This window comes from Rhizobium sp. YTUHZ045 (genome assembly GCF_051124255.1).
In the GTDB taxonomy this organism is placed as follows: Bacteria; Pseudomonadota; Alphaproteobacteria; order Rhizobiales; family Rhizobiaceae; genus Rhizobium.
Genome location: NZ_CP101432.1, coordinates 2288466 through 2314603, shown reverse-complemented (window position 1 = coordinate 2314603; position 26138 = coordinate 2288466). Strand labels below are relative to the sequence as shown.

Annotated in this window: 27 protein-coding genes and 1 pseudogene; 12 read left to right on the top strand and 16 right to left on the bottom strand. The window is 61.5% G+C overall.

Translation table 11 applies throughout. The features are described 5' to 3' along the window. The 8 genes from dhaL to NMA58_RS11695 form a co-directional block, all read right to left on the bottom strand. Positions 1-615 (bottom strand): dihydroxyacetone kinase subunit DhaL, encoded by a 615-nt coding sequence (gene dhaL / locus NMA58_RS11730; RefSeq protein WP_434710103.1) that lies wholly within the window; start codon positions 613-615, stop codon positions 1-3. A 50-nt stretch (positions 616-665) separates the two neighbouring features. Continuing rightward, on the bottom strand, positions 666-2306 hold the full coding sequence (locus NMA58_RS11725) for a dihydroxyacetone kinase subunit DhaK (protein ID WP_434710101.1): 1641 nt from the start codon (positions 2304-2306) through the stop codon (positions 666-668). Positions 2307-2358: 52 nt separating this feature from the next. Continuing rightward, a complete protein-coding gene (locus tag NMA58_RS11720) occupies positions 2359-3387 on the bottom strand; it encodes an ABC transporter ATP-binding protein (RefSeq protein ID WP_183704431.1) in 1029 nt (342 codons plus the stop codon). Beyond that, complete coding sequence (locus NMA58_RS11715) at positions 3380-4477, bottom strand: ABC transporter ATP-binding protein (protein ID WP_183704429.1); 1098 nt, start codon at positions 4475-4477, stop codon at positions 3380-3382. Before NMA58_RS11715 ends, NMA58_RS11720 begins: the two co-directional genes overlap by 8 nt. A gap of 3 nt (positions 4478-4480) precedes the next feature. Further along, positions 4481-4699 (bottom strand): hypothetical protein, encoded by a 219-nt coding sequence (locus tag NMA58_RS11710; protein WP_085778512.1) that lies wholly within the window; start codon positions 4697-4699, stop codon positions 4481-4483. After that, positions 4696-5649, bottom strand: a complete 954-nt coding sequence (locus NMA58_RS11705; protein ID WP_434710098.1) for a carbohydrate ABC transporter permease — start codon at positions 5647-5649, stop codon at positions 4696-4698. Before NMA58_RS11705 ends, NMA58_RS11710 begins: the two co-directional genes overlap by 4 nt. Continuing rightward, the gene (locus NMA58_RS11700; RefSeq protein ID WP_183704425.1) at positions 5646-6614 is read right to left on the bottom strand and encodes a carbohydrate ABC transporter permease; all 969 of its coding nucleotides are present in this window, start codon (positions 6612-6614) and stop codon (positions 5646-5648) included. The genes NMA58_RS11705 and NMA58_RS11700 overlap by 4 nt, the downstream gene beginning before the upstream one ends. A 116-nt stretch (positions 6615-6730) precedes the next feature. Continuing rightward, a complete protein-coding gene (locus tag NMA58_RS11695) occupies positions 6731-8056 on the bottom strand; it encodes an ABC transporter substrate-binding protein (protein WP_183704423.1) in 1326 nt (441 codons plus the stop codon). 524 nt (positions 8057-8580) lie between these two features. Here NMA58_RS11695 and NMA58_RS11690 point away from each other — a divergent pair. From NMA58_RS11690 to NMA58_RS11670, 5 genes are all read left to right on the top strand, one after another. Then, on the top strand, positions 8581-10026 hold the full coding sequence (locus NMA58_RS11690) for an MFS transporter (RefSeq protein ID WP_434710095.1): 1446 nt from the start codon (positions 8581-8583) through the stop codon (positions 10024-10026). Positions 10027-10156: 130 nt separating this feature from the next. Next, positions 10157-11221, top strand: a complete 1065-nt coding sequence (locus NMA58_RS11685) for a histidine kinase dimerization/phosphoacceptor domain -containing protein (RefSeq protein ID WP_434710093.1) — start codon at positions 10157-10159, stop codon at positions 11219-11221. Between the two features lie 270 nt (positions 11222-11491). Continuing rightward, a complete protein-coding gene (locus NMA58_RS11680) occupies positions 11492-12043 on the top strand; it encodes a DUF924 family protein (RefSeq protein ID WP_434710091.1) in 552 nt (183 codons plus the stop codon). A gap of 136 nt (positions 12044-12179) precedes the next feature. After that, complete coding sequence (locus tag NMA58_RS11675) at positions 12180-14702, top strand: mechanosensitive ion channel domain-containing protein (RefSeq protein WP_434710089.1); 2523 nt, start codon at positions 12180-12182, stop codon at positions 14700-14702. A gap of 112 nt (positions 14703-14814) precedes the next feature. Then, positions 14815-15081 (top strand): hypothetical protein, encoded by a 267-nt coding sequence (locus tag NMA58_RS11670; RefSeq protein WP_085778505.1) that lies wholly within the window; start codon positions 14815-14817, stop codon positions 15079-15081. 27 nt (positions 15082-15108) lie between these two features. Here NMA58_RS11670 and arsC read toward each other — a convergent pair whose 3' ends face one another. The 4 genes from arsC to NMA58_RS11650 are packed head-to-tail and all read right to left on the bottom strand — an operon-like array spanning position 15109 to position 17115. Beyond that, positions 15109-15531 (bottom strand): arsenate reductase (glutaredoxin), encoded by a 423-nt coding sequence (gene arsC / locus NMA58_RS11665; protein WP_434710087.1) that lies wholly within the window; start codon positions 15529-15531, stop codon positions 15109-15111. Next, a complete protein-coding gene (locus tag NMA58_RS11660) occupies positions 15528-16232 on the bottom strand; it encodes an MIP/aquaporin family protein (RefSeq protein ID WP_434710085.1) in 705 nt (234 codons plus the stop codon). The genes arsC and NMA58_RS11660 overlap by 4 nt, the downstream gene beginning before the upstream one ends. Further along, the gene (locus NMA58_RS11655; RefSeq protein ID WP_434710083.1) at positions 16232-16762 is read right to left on the bottom strand and encodes an arsenate reductase ArsC; all 531 of its coding nucleotides are present in this window, start codon (positions 16760-16762) and stop codon (positions 16232-16234) included. The genes NMA58_RS11660 and NMA58_RS11655 overlap by 1 nt, the downstream gene beginning before the upstream one ends. Further along, positions 16759-17115 (bottom strand): ArsR/SmtB family transcription factor, encoded by a 357-nt coding sequence (locus NMA58_RS11650; RefSeq protein WP_085778501.1) that lies wholly within the window; start codon positions 17113-17115, stop codon positions 16759-16761. The genes NMA58_RS11655 and NMA58_RS11650 overlap by 4 nt, the downstream gene beginning before the upstream one ends. Positions 17116-17157: 42 nt before the next feature. Here NMA58_RS11650 and NMA58_RS11645 point away from each other — a divergent pair, with 42 nt between their 5' ends. After that, positions 17158-17682 carry a DUF6428 family protein gene (locus tag NMA58_RS11645; protein ID WP_183704406.1) on the top strand — a complete coding sequence of 175 codons (525 nt, stop codon included), beginning with the start codon at positions 17158-17160 and terminating at the stop codon, positions 17680-17682. 166 nt (positions 17683-17848) lie between these two features. Here NMA58_RS11645 and NMA58_RS11640 read toward each other — a convergent pair whose 3' ends face one another. Then, positions 17849-18832 carry a squalene cyclase gene (locus NMA58_RS11640; RefSeq protein ID WP_434710080.1) on the bottom strand — a complete coding sequence of 328 codons (984 nt, stop codon included), beginning with the start codon at positions 18830-18832 and terminating at the stop codon, positions 17849-17851. A gap of 457 nt (positions 18833-19289) precedes the next feature. Between NMA58_RS11640 and NMA58_RS11635 the strand changes: the two genes are divergently transcribed. Both NMA58_RS11635 and NMA58_RS11630 read left to right on the top strand, forming a co-directional pair. Beyond that, positions 19290-20120 (top strand): response regulator, encoded by an 831-nt coding sequence (locus NMA58_RS11635; protein WP_085778499.1) that lies wholly within the window; start codon positions 19290-19292, stop codon positions 20118-20120. A gap of 186 nt (positions 20121-20306) precedes the next feature. Continuing rightward, on the top strand, positions 20307-21638 hold the full coding sequence (locus tag NMA58_RS11630) for a GGDEF domain-containing response regulator (RefSeq protein ID WP_434710078.1): 1332 nt from the start codon (positions 20307-20309) through the stop codon (positions 21636-21638). Positions 21639-21668: 30 nt separating this feature from the next. Here NMA58_RS11630 and NMA58_RS11625 read toward each other — a convergent pair whose 3' ends face one another. After that, the gene (locus NMA58_RS11625; RefSeq protein ID WP_041678677.1) at positions 21669-22688 is read right to left on the bottom strand and encodes a GlxA family transcriptional regulator; all 1020 of its coding nucleotides are present in this window, start codon (positions 22686-22688) and stop codon (positions 21669-21671) included. Between the two features lie 281 nt (positions 22689-22969). After that, a complete protein-coding gene (locus NMA58_RS11620; protein ID WP_430959117.1) occupies positions 22970-23170 on the bottom strand; it encodes a hypothetical protein in 201 nt (66 codons plus the stop codon). A 420-nt stretch (positions 23171-23590) separates the two neighbouring features. Here NMA58_RS11620 and NMA58_RS11615 point away from each other — a divergent pair. The 3 genes and pseudogenes from NMA58_RS11615 to NMA58_RS11605 all read left to right on the top strand — a co-directional run. After that, positions 23591-23956, top strand: a pseudogene (locus tag NMA58_RS11615) (DUF2955 domain-containing protein); the annotation flags it as partial. A gap of 126 nt (positions 23957-24082) precedes the next feature. Then, on the top strand, positions 24083-24316 hold the full coding sequence (locus tag NMA58_RS11610; RefSeq protein ID WP_430959116.1) for a DUF2171 domain-containing protein: 234 nt from the start codon (positions 24083-24085) through the stop codon (positions 24314-24316). Between the two features lie 79 nt (positions 24317-24395). Next, positions 24396-24581, top strand: coding sequence for a DUF3008 family protein (locus NMA58_RS11605; protein WP_085778495.1), 186 nt, complete (start codon positions 24396-24398; stop codon positions 24579-24581). Between the two features lie 21 nt (positions 24582-24602). On the opposite strand, the gene NMA58_RS11600 is transcribed toward NMA58_RS11605, so the two are convergent. After that, complete coding sequence (locus NMA58_RS11600) at positions 24603-25322, bottom strand: MgtC/SapB family protein (RefSeq protein ID WP_183704402.1); 720 nt, start codon at positions 25320-25322, stop codon at positions 24603-24605. Positions 25323-25561: 239 nt separating this feature from the next. Between NMA58_RS11600 and greA the strand changes: the two genes are divergently transcribed. Continuing rightward, on the top strand, positions 25562-26044 hold the full coding sequence (gene greA, locus NMA58_RS11595; RefSeq protein WP_434710074.1) for a transcription elongation factor GreA: 483 nt from the start codon (positions 25562-25564) through the stop codon (positions 26042-26044). The last annotated feature ends 94 nt before the right edge of the window (positions 26045-26138 follow it).

Genomic DNA, 26138 nt, shown 5'->3' with positions numbered 1-26138 from the left:
TCATTGGGGGTGACGCTCCCCGAGGTAGCGGCAGATCGCCGTGGTCAAGAGCGCGCAGCTCGACGCGCCGGGATCGACATGGCCGATCGAGCGGTCGCCGAGATAGGCGGCTCGTCCGCGCATCGCCTTCATCGCGGCGGTCCTGTTGGCAGAGCGTTCGGCCTTTCGGGCGACGTCACCGAGCGGTGACCGCTTGGCCACCGCGGCATGGACGGGATAGAGCACGTCGAGCAGCGTCTTGTCGCCGGCGTGCGACCGCCCGCGCCTTGCTACGGCGTCAATCGCCTGCTTCAGCACCAAGGAAAAATCGACCTTCTCCTCGTTTTTGCGAAGCTCGCGGCCGATCTCGATTAGCAGCGTGCCGTAGAGCGGACCGGCCGCCCCGCCGACATTCATCACCAGCGTCAGGCCGATCTTTTCCACGGCGTCGGGGAAGGGCAGGCTGGACAGGCTTTCGCCCTCGGCGCTCACCGCCTCGCAGCCACGCTGCATATTGGTTCCGTGATCGCCATCGCCGATGGCGCGATCGAGTGCGCAGAGGTGATCGGCGTTTTCCGCGATCGTCGCACGGCACACTTCGATCAGTTCTGCCACAAGCACCGGTTCCGCCTGCACTGCCTTCCTCCCTGACGCCCGTCTCCCGCGGGCTTTCGAACTTTACCCGGTCAGGCGAGGCTTGCCGCCACGCCGAACGCGCCGGCGACCGCGACCGCGCCGGGATCGGCGACACCCGCGAGATCCCTTTCGCCGACATAGGAGGCGCGTCCGGCTCTCGCCTTCGTCATCGTCTTCGTCGACTCCGCGCCTGATGCCGCTGCCCTTGCCGCGGCAGCGATATCGCCTGACGCGAGCGCCTGCAGGGCAGGCGAGAGTGCATCGACCATCGTCCGGTCGCCGACTCCTGCTCCTCCATAGAACGTCATCCTGTCGAGCCCGGCAAGAAGTGCTGCTGATATATCGGCTTTATCGGCCATCGCCTTTGCCGCGGCGGTGAAGAAGATCGACAGCAGCACGCCGCTCGATCCGCCCATGCTGGTGCCGAGGATGTCGCCGAGCGAGGCAAGCGTTGCCGCCGGCTTATCGAGCGGCAACGTGTCGAGGCGGGCGAGCACGCTGCGGGCGCCTGACGCCACCGTCGAGCCGGTATCGCCGTCGCCGACGCGGCCGTCCAGCCGGTTGAGTTCGTTTTCCTGTTCGATCAGGTGCTCGCAGAGTGCCGTGATCAGGCGTCGGTTGCGGCTGTTCTCGCCTGGTGTGGCTGCGCCGTTCAAGTGGCTCGCAGTTCTCGGCGCGGCGATAACCCTGATCTCGTGGCGTTCGACGGCCGGCATCCAGGCATGCGGCTCGACCACTGCCGTCAGCGCCGCTTCGCGCACGGCATCCAGCCGGATCAGCGACAGCGAGAAGCCGTTCATGTTGAGCGCGGTCATCATCGGCGCCGGGCCGACGATCAGCCTGATGTGGCGGCCAAGCGGCGAGGACAGCACTGTCTTGGCGATGACGGTCATTTCGAGCGGCGGCACGGCGCCGAGATTGTTGATGAGGAGGGCGTGGTCTGCCCCTTCGCGCAAGGCAGGGGTCAGGCGCGCCGCCATGGTGGCGACGATATCGGCTACCGGCTGCAGCGCGATGCGCTCGGCGCCGGGTTCGCCATGGATGCCGAGGCCGAGTTCGCCTTCTTCAGCGCCGAGGCGATCCTCATGCGCCTGGCCGGGCACGCTGCAGGTCGAGAGCGACATGCCGAGCGAGACGATATCGCCAGCAGCAGCCGAGGCGTGGGCCGCGACCGTCTTCAGCTCCTCGCCTCTTTCGGCGTGATAGCCCGCGATCTTGTGGACGAACAGAGTGCCGGCGACGCCGCGCGGCTGGTTGATGCCGGGAATGGCGATGTCGTCGGCGACGATAACCATTTCGACGTCGAAGCCCTCGGCGCGCGCCTTTTCGGCGGCAAGGCCGAAATTCAGGCGGTCGCCGGTATAGTTCTTGACGATCAGCAGGGCGCCTTTCGGGCCGGTCACGGCGCGGATCGCCGTCAGCACCGCATCGACGCTCGGCGAGGCGAAGATCTCCCCGGAGACGGCCGCCGTCAGCATGCCCTTACCGACGAAGCCGGCATGGGAGGGTTCATGGCCGGCGCCGCCGCCCGAGATGATTGCGACCTCGGACTTGTCCCAGTCCGCACGCAGGATCACCTTGATGTCGGGAAAGCTGTCGAGACGGGCGAGACGGCCGCTGCTCGTCGTCAGAAGCAGGCCGTCCAGAGCTTCGGTGACGATGGTTTCCCTGCGGTTGAAGAAGTGTTTCATCGGTTGAGACCCGTCCGTTTGTTTTTCATGCCATCATCATTTTGTTTGCCGGTCACGACAGGCGCTGTCCAGCCGCATCGAAATAAAGCGGATCGCGCAGCGTCAGGCTGATGCGGTCGCCCGGCGCGATCGCCAGATATGGATCCGCGAGTGTGACGAGTTTGTGATCCCGCGCAGGCTGCTTGGGATCGGCCACCCGGATATGCAGATGGTTCTGGTCGCCGAGATGCTCGATCCAGTCGACCTCGGCATTGGCATCCTTGCCGACGACGATGTCGAGATGTTCGGTGCGGGCGCCGACGGTTTTGGTGCCGGAGGGCGGACGGCCGCCCGGCAGCAGATCCGCCGGCAGAAGGTTGATGTGCGGCTGGCCGAGGCGGGCGGCGACATGCAGGTTGGCGGGATTGCCGTAGATTTCGCGCGGCGTTCCCACCTGCATCAGCCGGCCCTCGGCGACGATGCCAATGCGATCGGCCATGGTCATGGCTTCCACCTGGTCGTGGGTGACATAGAGCAGCGTCGAACCGAGCTCCTTCTGGATGCGCTTCAGCTCCAGGCGCAGTTCGGCGCGCAGCTTGGCGTCGAGCGAGGACAGCGGTTCGTCCATCAGATAGATCGCCGGCCGGCGCACCAGCGCCCGGCCAATCGCGACGCGCTGCATCTCGCCGCCGGAGAGCCTGGTCGAGCGGTTTTCGAGCTTGTGGTCGATGCGGACCATGCGCGCGACCTCGCGCACGCGCCGGTCGATCTCCTCCGCACTCAGCTTGCGCACCGGCGCCTTCAGCGGGAAGGCGAGGTTCTCGTAAACCGTCATGTGCGGATAGAGCGAATATTGCTGGAAGACGAAGGCGACGTCGCGCCCCGCCGGCGCTTCGGCCGCGACGTTGCGGCCACCGATCTCGATGCGGCCGCTGTCGGGTCTTTCAAGCCCGGCGATCAGCCTGAGCGTCGTGGTCTTGCCGGCGCCTGTGGGACCGAGCAGCACGACGAACTCGCCGTCGCGTATAAAAAGATCGAGCCCATCAAGAGCCTGGGTGTCGCCGAAGCGCTTGCTGAGATTTCTGAGGACGACATCAGCCATGCCGGGTCTCCTTATAGAGCTGGGATGGCACCGCGCGGCCCGAGACGCAGTCGAAGAGCGCGAGGTTCGCCGGATTGAATTCGAGGCCGACGGTCTCGCCGATCCGGAAACTGCGACTGGCGGGAACGCGGGCCTTGATCAGACCGCCCGGGGTTTCCACGGCAACAACCTGGTTGGTGCCGAGATATTCGCTGCCATAGACGGCGCCGCGAAGGGGCGAGGCGTCGCTGAAGCGGATATGCTCGGGCCTGACACCGAGCGCCAGTTCGCTTTCTGCCATGTCCTGATGAATCTCGGGAACGGCGACATTGACGCCGTCGAGCAGGATGGATGTGTCGCCGCTCTTCAGGCCGGAGGTGAAGCGCATGAAGTTCATCGGCGGCGAGCCGATGAAATCGGCGACATACATGGTCGCCGGCTTGGCATAGATCTCCTGCGGCGTGCCGAACTGCTCGATGACGCCATGGTTCATTACGGCGATCTTATCGGCCATCGCCATCGCCTCGTGCTGGTCGTGGGTAACGTAGACGGTGGTGGCATGGATGCGGTTGTGAAGCTCGCGGAGCTCGTGGACCATGATCTCGCGGAACTCGGCATCAAGCGTGCCGAGCGGCTCGTCCATCAGGAAACATTTCGGGCGGCGGACGATGGCGCGGCCGAGCGCCACGCGCTGCCGATCGCCGCCGGCAAGGCCCGAGACCGAGCGGTCGAGAATATGGTCGATCTGCAGCAGGCGGGCGGTCTCGTCGACGCGCTGACGGATCTCGGCCTTCGGCATGCCCTGCGACAGCAGCGGGAAGCCGATGTTTTTGCGCACATTCATATGCGGGTAGAGCGCAAAGAGCTGGAAGACGAAGGCGATGTCCCGGGCGCTGGCGCGGTTGAAGGTGACGTCCTCGCCGTCGAGATGAATCTTGCCGCTCGAGGGCAACTCGAGGCCGGCGATCATGCGAAGCGTCGTCGTCTTGCCGCAGCCGGAAGGCCCGAGCAGCGCCAGGAACTCGCCGTCATGGACGCTGAAGGTCGAATTCTCAACGGCGACGAAGTTGCCGAATTCTTTGCGGAGATTTTCGATCCGGATGTCCGCCATGGTTTACTCCGGGAATTTCGAGACGATGATGAACATGACGGTGCCGATCAGCAGGGTCACCAGCGAATAGGTGTAGAGCACCAACAGGAAGGGCTGGAACAGCATCAGGAAGCCGAGCCCGATCAGCACGGTGGCGATATTCTCCATCGGACCGCGGCGCAGCAAGAATGGCCGTTTCGGGCGGGCAGGGGTGCGGGTGCGTGTCTCGATCAGGTGGCTCATTTGCGGACGGCTCCGAAGGTGATGCCGCGCAGCAGCTGCTTGCGCAGGAGAATAGTGAAGACGAGGATCGGGATCAGGAAGATCGTCGTGCCGGCGGCGACCGCCGGCCAGTCCTGCCCGCCTTCGCCGATGATCGTCGGGATGAAAGGCGGCGCGGTCTGGGCCTCGCCCGAGGTGAGAAGGGCGGCGAAGGCATATTCGTTCCAGGCGAAGATCAGGCAGAAGATCGCAGTCGCGGCAATGCCAGTGGTCGCCTGCGGCAGCACGACCTTGCGGAAGGCTTGCAGCCTCGTATAGCCGTCGATCATCGCCGCCTCCTCGTATTCGCGCGGGATCTCGTCGATGAAGCCCTTGAGCAGCCAGACGGCGAGCGAGACGTTGACGGCGGTATAGAGCAGGATCATGCCGAGCGCCGTGTCCGACAGGCCGAGCTCGCGATACATCAGGTAGATCGGGATGGCGACGGCGATCGGCGGCATCATGCGCGTCGACAGGATGAAGAACAGCAGGTCGTCGGCGAGCGGCACCCTGAAGCGGGAGAAGCCGTAGGCGGCGAGCGTCCCGAGGAAGACCGCCAGGAAGGTGGAGCCGAAGGCGATGACAAGCGAGTTGACGAAGCGCGGCAGGAAGTTTGACGGGCCTGCGATCACCATGTTGCGCTTGCGCGTCACCTCATCGCAGGTGCCGACCGGCGCCGGCAGCGAGGCGATGTAATCAGGTGTCTGCCGCGTGCGCGTGGTGAAGAGATTGCAATAGCCTTCGAGCGACGGCGTGAAGACGATCTTCGGGGGATAGCTGATCGAATCCGGCGGCGATTTGATGCTGGTCAGGAAGATCCAAACGAGCGGGATGAGGGTGATCAGCGCATAGAGGACGACGATCGTGCCGGCGATGCGCTTGCTGGCGAGGCTCGGCTCGACGACCGAATGGGCGGAGTTGGCGGCGCTCATCTTTGCTTCACCTTGTTCAATGCCTTGACGTAGATGTTGGCGAGGCCGAACACCGCGACGAAGAGGACGATGGCGAAGGCCGAGGCCCGGCCGGTCGCCCAGCTTTCGAACGCGGCGCGTTTCAGCGTTATCGAGGCGACCTCGGTGACCGAGCCCGGTCCGCCGCCGGTCAGCAGCGTCACCATGTCGAACATCTTGAAATTCTCGATGCCGCGGAAAAGCACCGCGAGCATGATGAAGGGCAGGGCCATCGGCACGGTGATCGACCAGAACTGACGCCAGGGCGATGCACGATCGACCTCGGCCGCCTCGTAGATATAATCGGGGATCGAGCGCAGTCCGGCGAGGCAGATCAGCATCACGTAAGGCGTCCACATCCAGGTATCGACGATGATGATCGCCCAGGGCGCCAGAGAGACATTGCCGAGCATCTGCACATCGGATGTCGGAATGCCCGACACCAGCGAGACGGCATAGGCGAAGAGGCCGATCTGCGGCTCGTAGAGAAAGCGCCAGAAGTTGCCGACCACGGCGGGCGACAGCATCATCGGAATCAGGATAATCGTCGTCCAGAAGGCATGGCCGCGAAACTTGCGGTCGATCAGGTAGGCGAGCGAAAAACCGATCACCGTCTGCAGCAGGATCGTCCAGAAGACGAAATGGGCGGTGGTCTGCATCGCCTGCCATATATCGGGATCGTTGAGAACGCGTTCGTAATTTCCAAGGCCGACGCCCAGGACCGGCGCATTCGGCCGGTTGGCGCGGTAATTGGTAAAGGAGAGATAGACCGCCCAGATGAGCGGGAAGATGTTGATCGCCAGGAGCAGGGTGATGGCAGGCGCGATGAACAGCCAGGCGATCGCCCTGTCGGAGAGGCCGCGGACGCGCCGGGCAAACGAGGCGGGCGTTGCCCTTGCTGTCGCGTCGGCGGCTTTCTCGACAATGGAGGGATGGGAAATGGTCAAGTTTTCACCCGGTCTTTTCGGCTATGAAAGATCCGGCGGCCCGGCTCGTCTGCCGATCCGGGCCGCCATCCTGGTGAGGATGGCGCGCAGAGGGATGCCACCAGTCCCGTCAGGCACTAGATTTTGCCGTCGTCCTTGAAGACGTCGCTCCAGTCTTTCACCAGGCCGTCGAGCGCTTCCTTGGCAGTGCCGTTGCCGGCGACGACGTAGTTATGGACGCGCTTCTGCATGGCCTGCAGCAGCGAGGCGTAGCTTGGCTCGGCCCAGAAGTCCTTGACGATCGCCATCGAGTCCAGGAAAGCCTGGGCATAGGGCTGGCTCTTGGCGAACTCAGGCGCGTTGACGACGGAATTCAGGCACGAGAAGCCGCCGAGTTCCCACCATTTGGCCTGCACCTCAGGCTGTGCGAACCATTTGATGTATTGCAGGGCGGCGTCGCGCTTGTCGGAATAGGAAACCACCGAGATCCCCTGACCGCCGAGCTGGGCGAAATGCGCCTTCTCCGCCGGATTGGGGAAGAAGCCGATCCTGTCGCCGCCGACCTTCTCGTCCTTGTAGAGGCCGGGCCAGGTGAAGGCGAAGTTCATCTGCATGGCGACCTGGCCGGATTTGAAGGCGTCGGCGGATTCGACCATGTAGACGTTGGAGCTGCCGGGCGGCGTGCAGCAGTCATAGAGCGACTTGTAGAATTCGAGGCCCTTGACCGCATCGTCCGAGTTGACGAAGCCTTCCATCTCGTAGGGCTTCTTCGGGTTGTCGTATTGGAAACCCCAGTCGTACAGGACGTTTGTGACGCCCATGGTGATGCCTTCGGACCCGCGTTCGGTATAGATCGAGGCTCCATAGACGGTCTTGCCGTCGATCTCGCGCTTCTGGAAGAACTCGGCGATCTGCTTCAGCTCATCATAGGTCTTCGGAGCTGCGAGATCGTGGCCGTATTTCGCCTTGAATTCCTTCTGGAGTTCCGGCTTTTCGAACCAGTCCTTGCGGTAGGTCCAGCCGACGACGTCGCCCATGGCGGGCAACGCCCAATAGTTCGGCGTGTTCTTCGGCCATTCCGAGTAGCCGACGACAGTCGCCGGCACGAAGTCATCCATCTTGATGCCTTCCTTGTCGAAGAAGTCATTCAGCTTGACGTAATGGCCGTTCTCGGCCGAGCCGCCGATCCACTGGCTGTCGCCGATGATGAGGTCACAGAGTTTGCCGTGAGAATTCAGCTCGTTAAGGAAGCGATCGGCGTAGCTCGTCCAGGGAACGAACTCGAACTTCATCTGCGTGCCTGTCTTGGCGGTGAAGTCCTTCGAGAGCTCAACGAGTGCATTGGCAGGGTCCCATGCGGCCCAGCACAGCGTAAGTTCATCGGCTTTGGCGAGATTGGGCAATGCCGACGACATGACGAACGCCGTGGCCAGCCCCAAAAGGGCTTTCGATGTTTTCTGCATAAGTTCCTCCCAGAACCAAGACCGGCTCCCCACCGGCGTCGCATGTTCACCCGTTTCAGAGAATGCTCACATGAACTCCTCAATCATCATGTTTAGCAATGTGTTTAGTGATAGCGCATTTTATAAACATTGCAAGTGATATTAGTTACTGCGGCGCACAGGTGCTGCCGGCCGGGTTTCGACCGATCTCCTGGCAACTCGTGAAAATTTCCCGTGCAGGCGTACCGATACGACGAAATCCGGCCTCGCTGGCGGATGGACCGCAGGGTATGGACCTCGACGCCGCTCCTGTTTTCCCGGGAGCGGTTCAAACTTGGCCTCGCCTCCGGTGAGGCCTTTTCTTTTTTCTGGGTCGGCCCCGTCGGGAAAATTCCGGGGCAGTGCAAGATTTAGCCTTTCCCGCCTGATGCAACGGGCGTATTCAGCCAATGCGTGGTTCATCCGCGCTCCCCCCGCGCGGCAGATCTCCGATCGGCTTCCTTCCCGCTTCCTGCCGCGTCATCCGGAATTTCATTGGCAGATCCATGACGACGGCAGAGACGAGCGAGCAGGGGCAAAAGGCGGCGGACGGCCGCCAGGCGAAAATCGTGGCGCTAGTCGTTGCCGTTTCCTTCTTCATGCAGATCCTTGACGGCACGATCGTCGCCACCTCGCTGCCGCAGATGGCGGCAAGCTTCGGCGTGCAGCCGGTGTCGATGAGCATCGGCATCACCGTCTACATGCTGACGATGGCGGCCTTCATTCCGCTGTCGGGCTGGCTCGGCGATCGTTTCGGCGCGCGCCGCGTCTTCCTGGTGTCGATCGGCGTCTTCACCGGCGCCTCGCTGTTCTGCGGGCTCTCCGGCAGCCTCACAGAATTCGTGCTGTGGCGGGCGCTGCAGGGGGCAGGGAGCGCGCTGATGACGCCGGTCGGGCGCATCATCGTGCTGAAGAATGCCCGCAAGTCCGAACTCGTCCAGGCGATTGCGCTCATCACCTGGCCGGCGCTGACGGCGCCCGTGGTCGGCCCTGTGCTCGGCGGCTTCATCACCACCTATGCCAGCTGGCACTGGAACTTCCTGATCAATATTCCGATCGGCATCGTCGGCATGGGGCTGGTGCTGCGCTTCGTGCCCGAACAGCGGGAGGCCGATCCCGGCCGGCTGGATATTCTCGGCTTTGTCCTGAGCGCGGCGGGATTGACCCTGCTGCTCGCGGCCTTGGAGCTTTCGGTCAAATGGGAAGGCGGGATTTGGCCGGTCATCTCGATGCTGGCGGCCGGCGTCGTATTATCGGTTATGGCGACGCGGCATTTCCTTGCCGTCGACAATCCGCTGCTCGATCTTTCGGCTTTCCGCGTCCAGACCTTTTCGATGTCGACGCTCTCGGCTGGCACGGCTTGCCGAACGGCCATCAATGCGACGCCTTTCCTTCTGCCTCTCTTGTTCCAGCTCGGCTTCGGACTGAGCTCGATTGCCGCCGGCACCTATCTGCTCGTCTATTTTCTCGGCAATTTCAGCATGAAGGCGGTGACGACACCGCTCTTACGCTTCTTTGGCTTCCGCACCGTTCTCGGGCTCAATGGACTGATTGCCGCGCTTTCGATCGTTGCCTGCGGTTTCCTGACGCCTGACACGCCGCCGTTTTTCATCCATGCGCTGCTCTTTCTCGCCGGCCTGTCGCGGTCGATGGAATTCACGGCGCTGAACACGCTCGCCTTTGCCGATATCGGCCCGGCGCAGCGAAGCTCGGCATCGACGCTGTCGAGCATGCTGCAGCAGATGTCGATGCTGCTCGGCGTTGCGGTGGCAGCCGCCGTGCTCAATATTTCCTCTGCTCTCAGAGGTGCTGACAATCCCGTCATGGCCGATTTCCGATGGGCCTTCGTCGTGGTCGGCGCAATCGGCATCGTCTCGTCGCTGCGCTTTCTGCAATTGCCGAAGGAGGCGGGCGCCGAAGTTTCCGGCCACCGGAAATTCAAGAAGCGCTAACGTCGCCTGCGACAAGAGCGAGCGATGAGCGATGTTTACCTCAGGCGGTCAATGCAATACGACAGTGCTCATGCCGACGACTCGGACGCTTGCGGGCGGTCGTTGCTTAGAGAGAACGCCGGGAGACGGAATGAGCAATTCTAGCGGCGATGCGGATGCCCTGATCCACATCCTCTATATCGACGACGACGAGGGGCTCGCGCTCCTGATGCAGAAAAACCTAGCGCGCTGCGGCTTTTCGGTCGAGTGGGCGCAGAGTGGTGCTGCCGGCCTGGCGCGGATCGCCGAAGGCGGCATCGATGCGGTCGTGCTCGATCATCTCCTGAGCGGCGAGACCGGACTTGACATTCTGCCCTGCATCACATCCGTGCCGGATCATCCGCCGGTCATCTATGCAACGGGGTCGGACGACACCAGCATTGCGGTCGCGGCGCTGAAGGCGGGTGCCGATGACTACATGCTAAAGGGGATTTCGGCCGATTATTTCGACCTGCTCGCCGCCGCCCTCGAACAGGCGCTGGAGCGGGCCCGCTTCCGCCGCGAGACGGCGCAGGCGCAGGAGGTGATCCGCCAGCAGCGCGACCATGCCGAAATGCTGCTTGCCGAAGTCAACCACCGCATCGCCAACAGCCTCGGCCTCGTCGGCGCGCTGATCCGCATGCAATCTTCCATGACCAAGGACCAGGTGGCGATCGACGCACTGCACGAGACGCAGATGCGCATCAATGCGATCGCCAGCGTGCATCGCCGGCTCTACACCAACCGCCAGGTCGGCTCGGTGCAGGTCGATGAATATCTGGACAGCCTGCTGACCGAGCTTGAAGCTTCGATGCGCGACGACAAGCGGCCGCACCGTATCGTGCTGACCGCAAAACCGGTCAATCTGGCGACCGACAAGGTGATCACGCTCGGGTTGATCGTCAGTGAACTCGTCACCAATGCTTTCAAATATGCCTATCCCGACGGCGTCTCAGGCGAGATCCGCGTTGTTGTCGATCAGATCGACGGCGAATTGCGCCTGATCGTCGAAGATGACGGAGCGGGGTTTGCGCCAGAGAACTCGGCGAGGGGAACGGGCCTCGGCACACGGATTTTGACGGCGATGGCCGCGAGCTTGAAATCGGATTTCGCTTACGATCCCGGGCATGATGGGACGAGGGCGATGCTGGTGTTTTCGTTGCATGAGGAGAAGTAGGTAGAGGTGGAAGGTCACGATGAAGGGTGTGTGCCTGCGGCCCTCTCATCTGGCTGCCGGCACCGACGACCGGGGTCGAGCCACGGGTCTCGACCCGTCCTTCGGCCCCCTCTGGGGAGAAGAGATTGGCGGCAACGTCTCAACTCCCTCTTCTCCCCAACGGGGAAGGTGCCCGTAGGGCGGATGAGGGTGCCGCAGGCACACCTTGTCCTATTTTTACTAGAGCTTGCCGGCATAACGTCATCGAACCTAACGCGGCGGGAGGAAAGCATGACAACGATCCGCACACCTCGCGAAGTCTACGATTTCTGGTTCGTTCGATGTGGCCGCGACCTATGGTTTCGCCCCCCGCGGGAACTCGATGTCGAGATCCGGGATGTTTTCCGCGATACGCATCTGGCGCTTGCCGCGGGCGTCGGCGATGAATGGCGGGCCGATCCGGTGAGCCGGCTGGCGGCCGTCATCGTGCTCGATCAGTTTCCCCGCAACATCTATCGCGGCACGGGGCTTGCCGTTGCTACCGACGGGCTCGCCCTTCGGGAAGCCAAGCTTGCGCTTGCGGCCGGTGCCGACCAAGCGGTTGAACATGCTTGCCGGACCTTCTTCTACCTGCCCTTCGAACACGCCGAGAACCTCGACGAGCAGGACCGTTCGGTGGCCCTGTTCACCGCGCTCGGTGACGAGGAATATCTCGATTATGCGATCCGTCACCGCGAGGTAATCGCCGCCCACGGGCGCTTTCCTCACCGCAATGCCATGCTCGGGCGGGAATCGACGGCAGCAGAACTCGACTATCTCTCCAAGCCCGATGCAGGGTTCTGAGCTGTTTGGACGAATGAGCGCGGCATGGACAAGCTCGGTGGGCAGGGCGCTTTAGGCATCTCCCGCCTTTCTGTCGCCTTTCTTTGCGATGAAAAGCGAGCATTCAATTTCGATGACAACCTTTTCGGAGGCTTTTTTGCGGCTGAGATCCATCCTGCTTCGCACCATTCTTCTCGTGACGCTGGCGCTCGCCGGTGCGCATTTCGAGAGCGCAGCAGCCTTCGCGCAGGAACCGCAGCCGCAGGGGGCAGCAGCAGAGGCGCCGCTTGTCGATACGCCTTCCGCCCAGGCGGCGAAGGAGATCGAGAAGGCGAAGGTCCAGCTTGGCTCACTTCAGGACAGCGTCAAGGCGAACGCCGATAATGACGATGCGCTGGTCGGTCTTGCGACCAAGGCGGACGAGCTCAGCCGCGCCGTCATCACCATATCGGTCAACCTGAGGCCGCGTTTCGACCAGATCAAGAACCGGCTGACCGAGATCGGCGAGCCCCCGAAGGATGGGCAGCCTCCCGAGGCGCAGATCGTCACGGACGAGCGGAATGCGCTCGCCGCCGAGCGTGCGCAGATCAACGCGGTGACGGGCGATGCGGAAAACCTGTCGATCGCGGTGACGAAGCTCATGAACGAGATCATCGAGATGCGGCGGCAGCTGTTTGCCGATACGCTCTTCAAGCGCACCGAAATCTCGGTCTCCGTCCTCGACGATGCGGCGACTGCCTTCGTGCGGGAGACTGGCGAATTTGCCACGGCGCTGTCGAGCTGGGCCACCTTCGTCTGGAAGTTCAAGCGCTTCCCGCTTTTTGCGGCGATCTTCCTGTCGCTCGCTTCGGCACTCATTCTGCTTTCCGGCAGCTACCGGCTGTTCGGCTCATATCTGCGCCGGGACGAGGCTGTCGAGAACCCGTCCTATATCGGCCGGCTGTCGATCGCCTTCTGGTCGACGCTGATCCGCACCCTGGCGCTCTCGGTGCTGCTCGTCACGTCCTTCTTCTTCCTGAACAGTTTCAACGTGCTGCGGCCGGACATCGCGCCTGTCATCGGCGCACTGTTCGGGACGATCGGGCTGGTCTATTTCGTCGGCCGCTTCGTCAATGCTATCTTCGCGCCGCACGAACCGCGCTGGCGGTTAGTCAAGCTTTCCAACCTAGGCGCGCGCTCAATCGGTTATTGCCTCCTGGCGATGGCAGTCATCAATGGACTAGACTATCTCTTCAGCAGCATCGGCGAAGCGATGGGCTCGCCGCTGGTGCTGACCGTGGTCAGAAGCCTGGTCGCCGCGCTCATCATCGGCATCATCCTGATCGTAGCCTCCTTCGGCAAGCCGATGCTGGCGAGGAACGGTGATCCCGACGCGCCGGGCCGACATTGGCCGCGCGGCATGGCAATCATCCTGCGCGTCGTCGGCACTGCCCTGATCGTTTCAGCGCTCGCGGGTTATGTGGGGCTGGCGCGTTTCGTCGCCACACAGCTCATCATCACCGGCGCAGTCGTTGCCACCATGTATGTCGGTCTGCTCTCCGGCAAGGCGATATCTCGGCAGGAGAGCTTCGGCGATACTTTCTTCGCGCGCTTCCTGACACGCCGTTTCAACCTCGGACCCGTGGCGATTGATCAGGTTGGCCTGCTCGTCGGCCTTGCCATCTATGCGGTGGCGCTGCTCGTCGGCATTCCGCTTATCCTGCTGCTTTGGGGCTTCCATGTGCAGGACCTGCAGCTGATCGCCTACCGGCTGTTCACCGAGGTCAAGCTCGGCGGCATCAGCATTTCGCTGCTCGGCATCTGCACCGGCATCTTGCTGTTTGCCGGCGTCTACCTGCTAACTCGCTGGCTGCAGCGCTGGCTCGACGGCAATGTGATGGCTCGAAGCCATGTCGATCTTGGCGTACGCAATTCGGTGAAGACAGGTATCGGCTATCTCGGCGTCGGCATTGCCGCGATTATCGGCGTCTCCGCCGCCGGCATCGATCTGTCGAGCTTCGCGCTTGTCGCCTCAGCGCTTTCGGTTGGTATCGGTTTCGGCCTGCAGAACATCGTCTCCAACTTCGTGTCAGGCCTGATCCTGCTGGTCGAGCGGCCGTTCAAGGTCGGCGATCACGTCGTCTCCGGCACGGCCGAAGGGATCGTCAAGCGGATCTCGGTGCGCGCTACCGAGATCGAGACTTTCCGCAAGCAGGCGATCATCGTGCCGAATTCGGAACTGATCAACGGCCTCGTCGGCAACTGGACGCACCGCAACAAGATCGGTCGCTCGGAAATCCCGGTTTCCGTCAGCTACGACGCCGATCCGCAAAAGGTCATGGATATTCTCTTAGAGTTGACGGCGAAGATACCGCTCGTCATGCGCAATCCCGAGCCGCATGTCGAATTCCTGCGCTTCGGCCCCTATTCGCTCGATTTCGAGCTTCGCTTCTTCCTCGCCGACATGGGCGACGGCCTGACGGTGCGCAACAACCTCAGGATCGAGATTCTCAAGCGCTTCAAAGCGGAAGGCATAGAGATCCCACTGCCACAGAGCGACCTTACCATCCATCGAGAGGCTGCCCCCGTCCTTCCCAATGCGGTCAGGCATGCGGACGGCCATGAGAATTCCGAGAATAGACCGGTGGAGGAAGAAGAGCGGCCGGTGCGCCAGCTGCGCGGGCGCGCAGCGGAGAGCTGAACGGCTTATTCAGCCATCATTCACAGGTCTATGTGCATGATGCCTTCCATCGGGATCGCTGCCGAGGGCAGCACCGATCTTTCGAGGGGAGGGCGCGTTAGCGCCGCCGCACATGATGGCAAGATTTGCCGCCGTTCTGCTTGTCCCGCTGCTTGCCGCGCCCGCGGTCAATGCCGCATCCATCACGAATACCGATCCTGCCGCCGTGGTGCTCGTCATCACCGAGGGTGGGCAGCGCGTCGAAGTCGTGGTCGATGCCGGCGCTTCCGAAAGTCTCTGTTCCTCCGGCTGCTTCATGACGACACCCGACGGCGACCGGATCGGGCTCGATGGCGGCGAGACGATCGACATCGTCAAAGGCTCGGCGGTCGTCAAGTAGGATTGCGGACCTGTCAGGCTGGACGGCTCAGATAACGCGCTTGCCGTCCGCATCCAGGACCTTCTCGCCGTCTTCCTTGGTGAAGGCACCCTTGTGCGTCTCCGGCAGGATTTCCAGGACCACCTCGGACGGTCGCGACAGGCGCGTGCCGAGGGGCGTGATGACGAAGGGTCGGTTGATCAGGATCGGCTGCGCCAGCATGGCGTCGAGAAGCTGGTCATCAGTCAGATCAGGATTGTCGAGGCCGAGTTCCTTATAAGGCGTATCTTTCTCGCGAAGGGCCTGGCGCACGGTGAGACCGGCATCGGCGATCATTCTCGCCAGCTCCTCACGCGATGGCGGGTTGTTCACATAGTCGATGATATCAGGCTCAATGCCGGCATTGCGGATCATGGCCAGCGTGTTGCGCGAGGTGCCGCAGCCGGCATTATGGTAGATGGTGACGTTCATAGCTTCGCCTCTGATGGCAGGGTCGATGAGGATGTCTCGGCTGACTGCAGCAGCCAGGTGAACAGAAAAAGAGCGACGGCCGCGCCCAGGATTTCAGCGATCCAGAAACCCGGAAGATCGACCGGGCGAATGCCGGAGAATGTGTCGGTCAGTGAGCGGGCGAACGCAACGGCCGGATTGGCGAAGGAGGTCGAGGCGGTGAACCAGTAGGCGGCGGTGATGTAAAGACCGACCAGCCATGGCACCGCCTTCTGCTCGAACTTGATGCCGGCGAGAATGACCGCGACCAGGCCGAAGGTCGCCAGACCTTCGGAAAACCACTGCGCGCCGCCGGTCCGGACCTTGCTCGATATTTCCAGAAGGGGGAGCGCAAACATCAGATGAGCGGCGATCGTCCCTGCGATGCCGCCGGCGATCTGCGCGAGCACATAGCCGCCCAGATCACGTCTCGGCAGCGAACGCGACATAGCGAAGACCAGCGAGACGGCCGGATTGAAATGCGCGCCGGAGATCGGTCCAAGGGTGGTAATCAGAACCACCAGGATCGCGCCGGTCGCAAGCGTGTTGCCGAGGAGAGCGAGGCCGATATCGTCAGTCAGCGATGTCGCCATGATGCCGGAGCCGACGACGGTTGCGACAAGCATCGCGGTGCCGAGCGCCTCTGCGACCAGCCGGCGTGGTAGATCGAAGAACGGCGCCATCAGCCGTCCCCCGCCGGTTTCGCGGTCGTGCCTTCCATAGCACCGATCTGGCGCAGGTGCTGCTCCAGGGCCAGCTTGTCGATCGACGACAGCGGCAGGCTGAGGAAGGCAATGATCCGGTTCTTGAGGAAGCGGGCGGCCTGTGCGAAGGCGCGGCCCTTCTCGACCTCGCTGCCCTCGACGGCGGCCGGATCCTCGACGCCCCAGTGAGCAGTCATCGGATGGCCGATCCAGACAGGGCAGGCTTCGCCGTGGGCGGTGTCGCAGACGGTGAAGATGAAATCCATCTCCGGTGCGTCGGGCTTGGCGAACTCGTCCCAGCTCTTCGAGCGGAAGCCGGTCGAGGGATAACCTAGTGCCGCAAGCTCCTTCAACGCCAGGCGATTGACCTCGCCCTTCGGCTGGCTGCCGGCGGAATAGGCCCTGAATCGGCCCTTGCCTTCGGTCTCGAGGATGGATTCGGCCAGGATTGAGCGGGACGAATTGGCGGTGCAAAGAAAGAGCACGTTGTAAACACGGTCAGCGGTCATTGCAGTTCCTCCTTGATTGCAGACGCACAGCATGTGGCGATGGCGACGGCGGGCGCGCAGATTTGCGTGTTTCCGCCGCAACAGTCCTCCATCAGGAAACGGATCAGGCCGCCGAGCGCTTCGTAGTTGGCGGTGTAGATGATGGAGCGGGATTCCCGCTGCTGGGTTATCAGGCCAGCTCGCTCCAGCTCCTTCAGGTGGAAGGAGACGTTGGACGGCGAAACATCCGCTCTTTCGGCGATGATGCCCGCTGCCAATCCCTCCGGACCCGATACGACAAGCATGCGAATGATATGAAGGCGCGTTTCCTGCGAAAGCGCGCCGAAGGCGGCGAGGGCTTGACGTTGATCCATATTTCAATAATCCTAGAATAATTGAAACAAGGATTAGCGCAAATGAACGCGATCGACAACTCGAAAGTTCATGCTGAGGACATCAATCTCGGCCTGTTGCTCACTGCGCTCGCCGGCGACAAGGACGCGCCACTGGTTTTCTATTACGACGGCCGGCCGATGAGGCCGGGCTATCATATCACCGAGGTCAAGGCGGGCCAATTCTCGGGCCTCGATTGCGGCGCCAATCCCGAGGCATGGACTGAGATATTCATCCAGCTGTTAGATATCGAGGAAGGCGACCGCACTCACCTGCCGGCCGGCAAGTTTTACTCCATCATCCGCAAGGTGACGGAGCATGTTCAACTCGACTGTTCAGCCAAATTGACCCTCGAGGTCAGCGACGGCGTGGGGCCGATGCAGCTTTATTGCGCGGCGATGCCGGTTTCGCGGGCCGGCGCAGTGCATGTCGAGTTGTCGCCGCGGCCGGCAAGCTGTAAGCCCCGCGACCGCTGGCTGGCGGAAGAAAACAAGAGAGCGGCGGCTTGCTGCGGACCGGCAGCGGCAGGGAGCGGCTGCTGCGCATAGAATGCATGAGACTTCGCGCGGGCGATGTGAAGATTTCATGACTGAGCGCCGGCATGTAGATGGAACTCGCCGATTTAATGTCGGCGTCGTCCGCTTCACCGTGTGGTACGTTGGGAATTGCTGCAGAAGATCGAGGCGCGCTTTCTGCGTTCGCTGGGTTTGCCCGTCAGTGTCTGATTGATGCCTGCCTATCCCACCATCTGAGCACCCGCATCGCCCGTAGTGTGATCCAGCGCGACGGCTGGCCTTGAGCCTCGTTGACATGGAACCAGACGCGCCCGGGCAGGGTCCAGTCCAGCAGCCATCGGCCGTCGTTCGAGCGCCTTGAGCGAAGGTGGCCGATCGCCTCGCCGAGACGCGGATCGGGATCGGCGCCGGTCAACATGGCGCTTGAGCGGAAATAATCGAGCGCACGCAGGATGTCGTAGCGCCAGCGATTGGGGTGTAGGAAGCGCAGGAAGCGTTCGTCCGCCGGTTCGCCGGTGCCGAGGCGGCGGAAGAGATTGCGTTCGAGCAGGAACTTCTCGCCGGTGCTGCGCGCCTCGCGAGACTGGGGCGTGCCGCCCGTCGATCTTTCGAATTCGAGCAAGCCTTCCAGCACGTTGATCGTGCTGGCGAAAGAGGAGCGAAGGGAACCGCGGGCTCGTTCGCAGTTCCAGCCGCCGTCGTCGAGGCGCTCGCCGGTGAGCCTCTCCACGATGCGGGAGACGTCGATGCCGAAATAGGCGCCGTCTGCGACGGTCCGGCCGTTGATGCATTCCTCGACTTCACCCTCCCAGTAAGGCTGGCCGCCTTCTTCCCAGTGGGCGCTGGCACCGAGCAATGCGACTGTGCGTCTGGCCCGTTCCGATGACGGGTCGAAGCCGAGCTCTCGCAGTTGCGACAGCGAAAATGTCGTGGCCGTCCAGGGCTGGCCGTGCTCGCGCCACTCACGAGGATCGAAATCGGCCGGTAGAAAGGCGCCGCCTGCCCATTGTCCATCGTCGTCCTGAAAGGAGAGGAGCTTTGCGCCCCAGCCTTCGGTCTCCACTTTGGCTCGCTCTGCCATCCATTCCGGCTGCGGGGCGTCAAGCAAGTCGCACATCACCTGCCAGCGGATCGAGGGGTCGGAATCGAGAAGCCATTCGATCACCGGGTCGGGTTTGGTCATGGGCGGACCTCTTCGGCGGAACGGCCGGTAACCTGTTATAATCGCTTTGACCGCGTGCTGCCAGCGCGACGGGGCGGGGTGGGCCTTTCACGCGCACGACCAGTACCCATATCCCGGCGCTGCCGCATTGATCCTCAATCATATCTGCAAGAAATTGGATGCGGCTCATCGGCGGTCAAGGCTGGTGACGCGCAGAACCCAGGGCGTCATCCTCGGTCCTCTCGAGGATCTGTTTCACGTCCATTAAGTGTCTGACAGTAAATGTTTTCCGTCAAGCAATCCCTGTGGCCAGATGCTCGGCACTAGGCCGAGCATGACCGGAGGAGACTTTGTCAACAAAGGGGTGACTCACCGGGCCGCTTCTTCGTTTTATATCGCGCCGTGCCGATTAATAATTAGTCAAATCAATTGATGTATCAGTTCGGGCTGGGGACGGATTTTAATTTAAAGGTTTACCATGGCGTTTTTGGGTATTTCGGGGATGCAATATTCCGGAGAGATGTTTGCCGGCGCGCGTATTATCGTCGCGGAAGATTCAAACGTATTCACCTCGATGATCAGCAAACGTCTCAAGGAGTTGTTCGACATTGATGTCGAGATCTGCCGTAACTTCGAGGATCTGCAGTTTTCCTACGACAAATCGTCCGATCCCATCACGCTGGCGATTTCGAACATTAACCTGCCCGGTGCCGAAAACGGCGAAGCGCTGGAATATCTGGTTGACCTCTCCATCCCGACCATCGTCTTTACCGGCACCTTCCATGAGGGCATGCGCGACAAGCTGATCGCGAAGGATATTGTCGACTACATCCTCAAGGACAATATTTTCGCCGTCGACCTTCTGGCGGAGTCGATCTGCCGGTTCCTGACCAATCATCGCCATCACGTGCTGATCGTCGACGACAGCGCGACAGCGCGCGCCCTGCTGTCGAGCCGGCTGAAGCGCTATAATTTCCGAGTGAGCACCGCCGAAAATGGCGCCAAGGCGCTGGAGATCCTGAAGTCCAATCGCGACATCGGCCTGATGATCACCGATTACAATATGCCCGATATCGACGGCTTCGAACTGACTCGGCGCATCCGGGCCCATATCGGCTCGCACGAATTGCGCATCATCGGTGTTTCCTCGTCCTCGAACCGGCTGCTTTCGGCGCGGTTTCTGAAGGCCGGCGGCAACGATTTCATGCTGCGTCCCTTCATCGACGAGGAGTTCTACTGCCGCGTCAACCAAAATCTCGACACGCTGCTGCAGATCCAGTCCATGCGCAAGGAGCGGGCAGTTGCCTGATGGCTCTTCCAGGATCAGGGTTGAGATGAAGCCCGTGGCGATGGCCGCTGCAGGGCGCCGGATTTTTGCAATTACAGGTAACCCTAGTATTTGTCCCCTTCACGTGGACGAGGGTCTCGGTTATCGTCCGCCGCGCCGTAGGCAGGGCCGAGTCGAGCTCGTCAGGCGCATGGGGGAGTAGCGGCTGTGGCTTTTCAGGCGGATTTTCAGCGGGATGGGCTTGGGCTGCGTTCCGGCGGGCTCAAGATACTTCTGGTTGAAGATTCCCGGATGTTTTCCGCCGTGCTTTGTCATCGGTTCCAGACGGAACTTGGCCTTGCCGTCAAATCCTGCTCGTCGCTGAAAGCGCTTCGCAGGGAACTTGCCGAAGACGGTCACGGCTACACCATGGCCGTCGTTGATCTCAACCTGCCGGATTCGCCCTATGGCGAGGCGCTCGACTGTACGATCGAGCACGATATTCCAGCAATCGTCTTCACCGCCACGTTCGATCTCAACACGCGCAACAAGATCATGGAGCGCAATGTCATCGATTACGTGCTGAAAGACAATGAGTTCGCGCTCGACAATCTGGTCGCCACCGTCCGCCGCGCGATCTCCAACCGCAAAACCCGGGTGCTCGTCGTCGACGATGTGGTCTCGGTACGCCACGTTCTCGTTGATCTCCTGAAGGCACAGCAATATCTGGTCGTCGAGGCAAGCTCGGGGCTCGAGGCGCTGGCGGCGCTCGAAGCCTATAGCGATATTGAACTCGTCGTCACTGATCATCACATGCCCGACATGAGCGGTTACGAGCTGACGCGGCGCATCCGCCATCGCTTCGGTTCAGACCGGTTACGGGTCATCGGCGTCTCCTCCTCCAACGATCGTATGCTGTCCGCGAGTTTCCTGAAAGCCGGCGCCAGCGATTTCGTCTATCGGCCCTTCGTGGCCGAGGAGCTTCAATGCCGCATCGCCAACAATGCGGAAACACTGGCGCAGATGCGCCAGTTGAGGGCCGCTGCAGCCTGCGACTATCTCACCGGCCTTTATAACCGTCGCTATTTCTACGACAATGGCCCGAAGCTGGTGAACGAATGCCTGCGGCTGAAAGTGCCAAGCTCGGTCGCCATTCTTGATATCGACCATTTCAAACGGCTGAACGACACATACGGCCACGAGATCGGTGACAAGGTGCTGAAGGCGGTTGCAAACAGGCTGTTCACGATCTTCGATGGCAGCGACAACCTGCTCTCGCGCCTCGGCGGCGAGGAGTTCGCCATCCTGTTCCCGCAGATGGATTCGGCCGCCGCCACCAAGCTCTGCGACGAGATCCGCTCGGATATTTCGCGGCTGAAGGTAACGGCCGACGACGAGGAACTCGGCGTCACCATCTCGATCGGGATTGCCGAAATTGGCAGTTACGAAACCTTCGAAAACTACCTCAACGCCGCCGACCAGTTCCTCTACATGGCCAAGCATCGCGGCCGCAACCAGGTCTATTCCGACGCCAAGATGACGGAGGAGGCGGCGCAGTAGGTTGCTTGCGCTTACTCGGCGTCATCAGCCTCACGCCGCAACGGCCTGCCTTGCCGTTGCCATGGTCATCTTGCGCTCGGCGCGTTCCTGCTGCGGCGAGCGGTGGTAGAGTTCGCGATAACACTTGGAGAAATGCGAGGCCGAGACGAAGCCGCAGGCGACGGCGACCTCGACAACCGGCATCGAGGACTGAACCAGCAGGTGGCGCGCACGGTCAAGTCGGATTTCGAGATAATAGCGGGCCGGCGAACGGCCCATCTCCTGGCGGAACAGCCGTTCGATCTGGCGTCGGGAGAGGCCGGCGCCATCGGCGATCTCGATCAGCGACAGCGGCTCGGCGAGATTGCCTTCCATCAGCTCGATGATCGACAGGACCTTGGCGTTCTGCACACCGAGGCGGGCGCGCAGCGGCAGGCGCTGGCGGTCGTGCGGGTTGCGCACGCGGTCGGTCAGGTGCTGTTCGCAGATGCGATTGACCAGGCTTTCGCCGAAATCCTCACCGATCAGGTTCAGCATCATATCGAGCGAGGCGGTGCCGCCGGCGCAGGTATAGAGATTGCCGTCGACCTCGTAGAGATCGGCATAGACCTCCGCCTGCGGAAAGGCTTCGGAAAAGCCGGGCAAGTTCTCCCAGTGGATGGCGCAGCGCTTGCCGTTCAGAAGACCGGCCTGCGCAAGCACATGCGCGCCCGTACAGAGGCTGCCGACGGCGACGCCGCGATTGTAGCATTCACGCAGCCAGGCATTGACGGATTTGTTGTTGAACTCCTCGATATCGATGCCGGAACAGACGAGCACCATGCCGGGACGGTTTTCGCCGCCGAGATGCCGGCGTTCCTCGGCGAGCGAGGAATTTGCCTCGATGCCGATGCCGCAGGAGGAATAGACCTTCTCTCCGTCGACCGAAGCGAGCCGCCAGGTATAAGCCTGATAGCCGAGCATGCGGTTGGCGATACGCAAGGTGTCCACCGCTGCCGAAAAGGGCAGCATGGTGAATTGCGGTACCATAAAGAAGACCAGTGAGCGCTTCTTGATCTGCATCCTGTTCATAGCGAAATCCATGCTCGAGGGGCGACGACATATTCGTTGCGCGGAATGCGTCGCGCCGATGTCCTAAAAGCGACAGTGGCATGGAAAAATGCGGCCGGTAAGAGCAAATATGCGACATTGACCGGAATTTGACCGGTCAGATCGCCGGTCGGGGCAGAAACAAGGCTCACAGACGGCTGAAATTCGAGACTGAAGACGGCGGGGCACTGCACAGCGTGCACGAAAAGGCGGCGTTGCGCGAGGCAGACGCCGCCCTCATCTCAGGAGGAATGTCGCATTCATTACATGGTCCGGTGTTTGCTGTCGTCGGTGCTCGGCCAGCCGATATCCTTGCGGACGTCAAACGGCATGGCTTCAATTTCACGGGCGGTCCGCCAGCGCGTCCAGGCAAGCACGAGCTTGCGGGCGTAGTGGCCCAGATCGAAGCGGCCTTCGCCGGAGGTGAGGGTCTTGCCACCACCCCGATAGGTGAGCGTGGTCATTGTCCAGTTCCTTTCCTGGTCAGAGGCATGGTCGTCGATGGGAGGCTCGTCCATGTCCACGCTGTTAATATGGGCGTCGGGAACCCATCATTCAAACGAATAGAGCTTATGGATAGCATCAACGATATTGAATGATCTCAGCGCCTTCCAACAATGGCCTATGGCTCGCACTGTTGGGAATAGAGGACAGCTGGCGACCTTGCGAAGCGGCATGCGCTACACTCTAGGTTCATAATCGAATATCTCGCTGCGTGTCGGCGGCGAGGCCAGCGTCACGGATTTATGAACTTGTCATAGGTCTTAGCGACGAACGGCGCCTAATCTTCTTAAAGAGATGCACAACGGCATAGCACGGCGCTGAGCCTTCGGGCCTTGCCCCTCATTCCCGATAACCCCAACGGAGCGGACATGCCGAACCGCAGCCAACTGGCGGCGATCGGACTGGTGTTCGGCAATCTCTTCAGCGGCGTGCTGGCCCCGTTGCATATGCCGCGCTATCGCTGCGCCCAAGCCTTCTCACCATTTTCCTGATTCTGCTGGTCGTCGCCCTGCTCGTCGGAGGGCGCGCTGCCGCTCCCTCGAAAGACGCTCGCGTGTTCGCAGGCGTCCTGGATATTCCTTATCCTGTTCGGTATCAGGGTATCTCCGCTGCCGGCCAGCGCCGCGGAATCCTTGGCGAGCCGTATTGCCTATGTCGCGGCAGCCTTGATCGATGCGCTGCTCCTATCGGCGATTCTGTGGCCCTATGCAATGGGAAGGATGCCGGCTGCATCAGGCCGCTCTTAAGCCGGATGACGATGGCACGTAGAAAGCCATCGTCATGTCCGCGAGCATGCGGCAAAAAGCTTTGGAACCATGTCCCTCCCACTCCGTTGCCGCTTGGTAACTGCCAATGATGCAAAGGAGGAAACGATGATTTCCGCAGATCAGATCCGTGAACATATGGAAGTGCGGGCTGCCGACGGCACTCACGTCGGAACGGTGGATCAGCTTGACGGTCGGACCCGCATCAAGTTGACGAAAACCGACTCGGAGGACGGCAAACATCATCTGATTCCGCTCGATTGGGTCGATCACGTCGACGCCCATGTTCACCTGTCGAAGAATGCCCGGGATGTCCGCAGCCAGTGGGCCACCATCAATTGAGGAGTGCGAGGCTGCGGCTTAGGCTGCGGCCTCCTCCTGCAAGGGGCCTCATTCCTCGTCCGGACGAGAGGAGATCGAAATGCCAGCCAAATCCAAGGCCCAGCAGAAGGCGGCTGGTGCCGCACTTTCAGCCAAACGCGGAGAGACGCCCAAGAAGGAACTCAGGGGCGCTTCGAAGCAGATGGAAAAATCCATGAGTGAAAAACAGCTCGAGGAATTCGCGTCGACTAAGACCAAGGGCAAACCCGAGCATGTCTCCAAATGATCGTTCAAGACCCCGCGAGACCTATGTCGTGGTCGAAAGCATCGAAAATCCTGCGACGTCATAGGCCTCTGAAAGGGCATCGAAAATCGCGCGGGCGGAGCCGTCGCGGTCTTTGGCCATCCATCGCAGCTCAAACGTGACGCCAGGGCGGCCCTCGCTGGTCTTCCCAAAAGAAACGAATTGGGCAGCGCAACCGAACGGTCCAAGCACCTCCGACAGTTCCGGCAACTCGGCTTCGGAGCTGTGAATGACGAGTGTTGCTTTCTGTTCGCAACGCAGCCACATGTCCAGCTGCTTCATCGGCGACAGGATAATAAAGGCGACCGCGGTCGCTGCCGTTCCGGTCAGAATCTGGCCGCCGCCGAAGCAGAGACCGACGACGGTCATGAACCACATGGTCGCGGCCGTGGTGACGCCGGTCATCGTGTCTCCACGCCTCAGGATGGCGCCGCCGCCGATGAAGCCGACGCCCGTCAGCACGCCGAGGGGAAAGCGCAGCACGTCCATCTGAGTGAAATAACTAAAGGTTTTTCCGTAGGTGGATAGAAGGAGGTTTGCCTGGATCATCGCCAGGCAGGCGGCAAGAGCCACCAGGATCGTAGTCCTGAAGCCCGCCGCGTGACCGCCGCGCTCGCGATCGAGGCCAATCAGTCCGCCTGCGATCACTGTCAATATGATCCGTAAGGCGATCTCCCACCAGCTTGGCGTGAGCGGCATCGCTTCCGTCAGGAATGAAGGCATGGTCTGATCCTGACTGTGTTGCCGCTCTTTCGCTGCCGGCCGGGCATTCGTTCCTCCTGCGCTACAGTGCATCTGGATGAAGTAAACGCAACGTCGGCCAGGACGTTCCCGGAACGCCAGGAGCGTTGACGTTTGCAACAGGGCAAGATTGGCGGTTTGTCGGTCATCGGTGTATGGTTCGGGCGGGGCAATTCCCCACCAATCATAAGAGTGCGTAGCGTCTAAAACGGAGACATCGATTGGCTGTTGCCTTCACCAAAGAAGAGAGTTTCGAAACCGCTTCGGAAACCCTGTTGCCGGACCGGCCAATTTCGCCGCATCCTAACCTCGTCACGGAAGCGGGATTGAGGGCTCTCGAACTGCAGTTTCAGCAGGCGCGCGCGGCCTATGATACGGCGAGCGCCATCGAAGACGTAAACGAACGGCGGCGCCAGGCTGCCAATCCCTTACGTGATCTCCGATACTTATCGGCCAGACTTCGCACGGCGCAGCTCATACCGGACCCTACGTCAGCCCATGTGGTTGCCTTTGGCAGCACGGTCACTTTCAGCCGCGACGACGGACGCGTTCAGACTTATCGGCTCGTCGGAGAAGACGAAGCAGATCCTAAGGCGGGATCGATTTCCTACGTCTCGCCAGTGGCGCGGCTGCTGATGGGCAAGGCTGTCGGCGATGTGGTGGAGACGGGCGGCCAGGAGATGGAGATTATCGCCATTTCCTAGCGAAGATCGTCAAAGTTGCCGAATTCGGAAACGCCGAGATTATTGCCACGAAACGGTACCAACGGGTACTTTATTTATCGGACGTTTACTGACC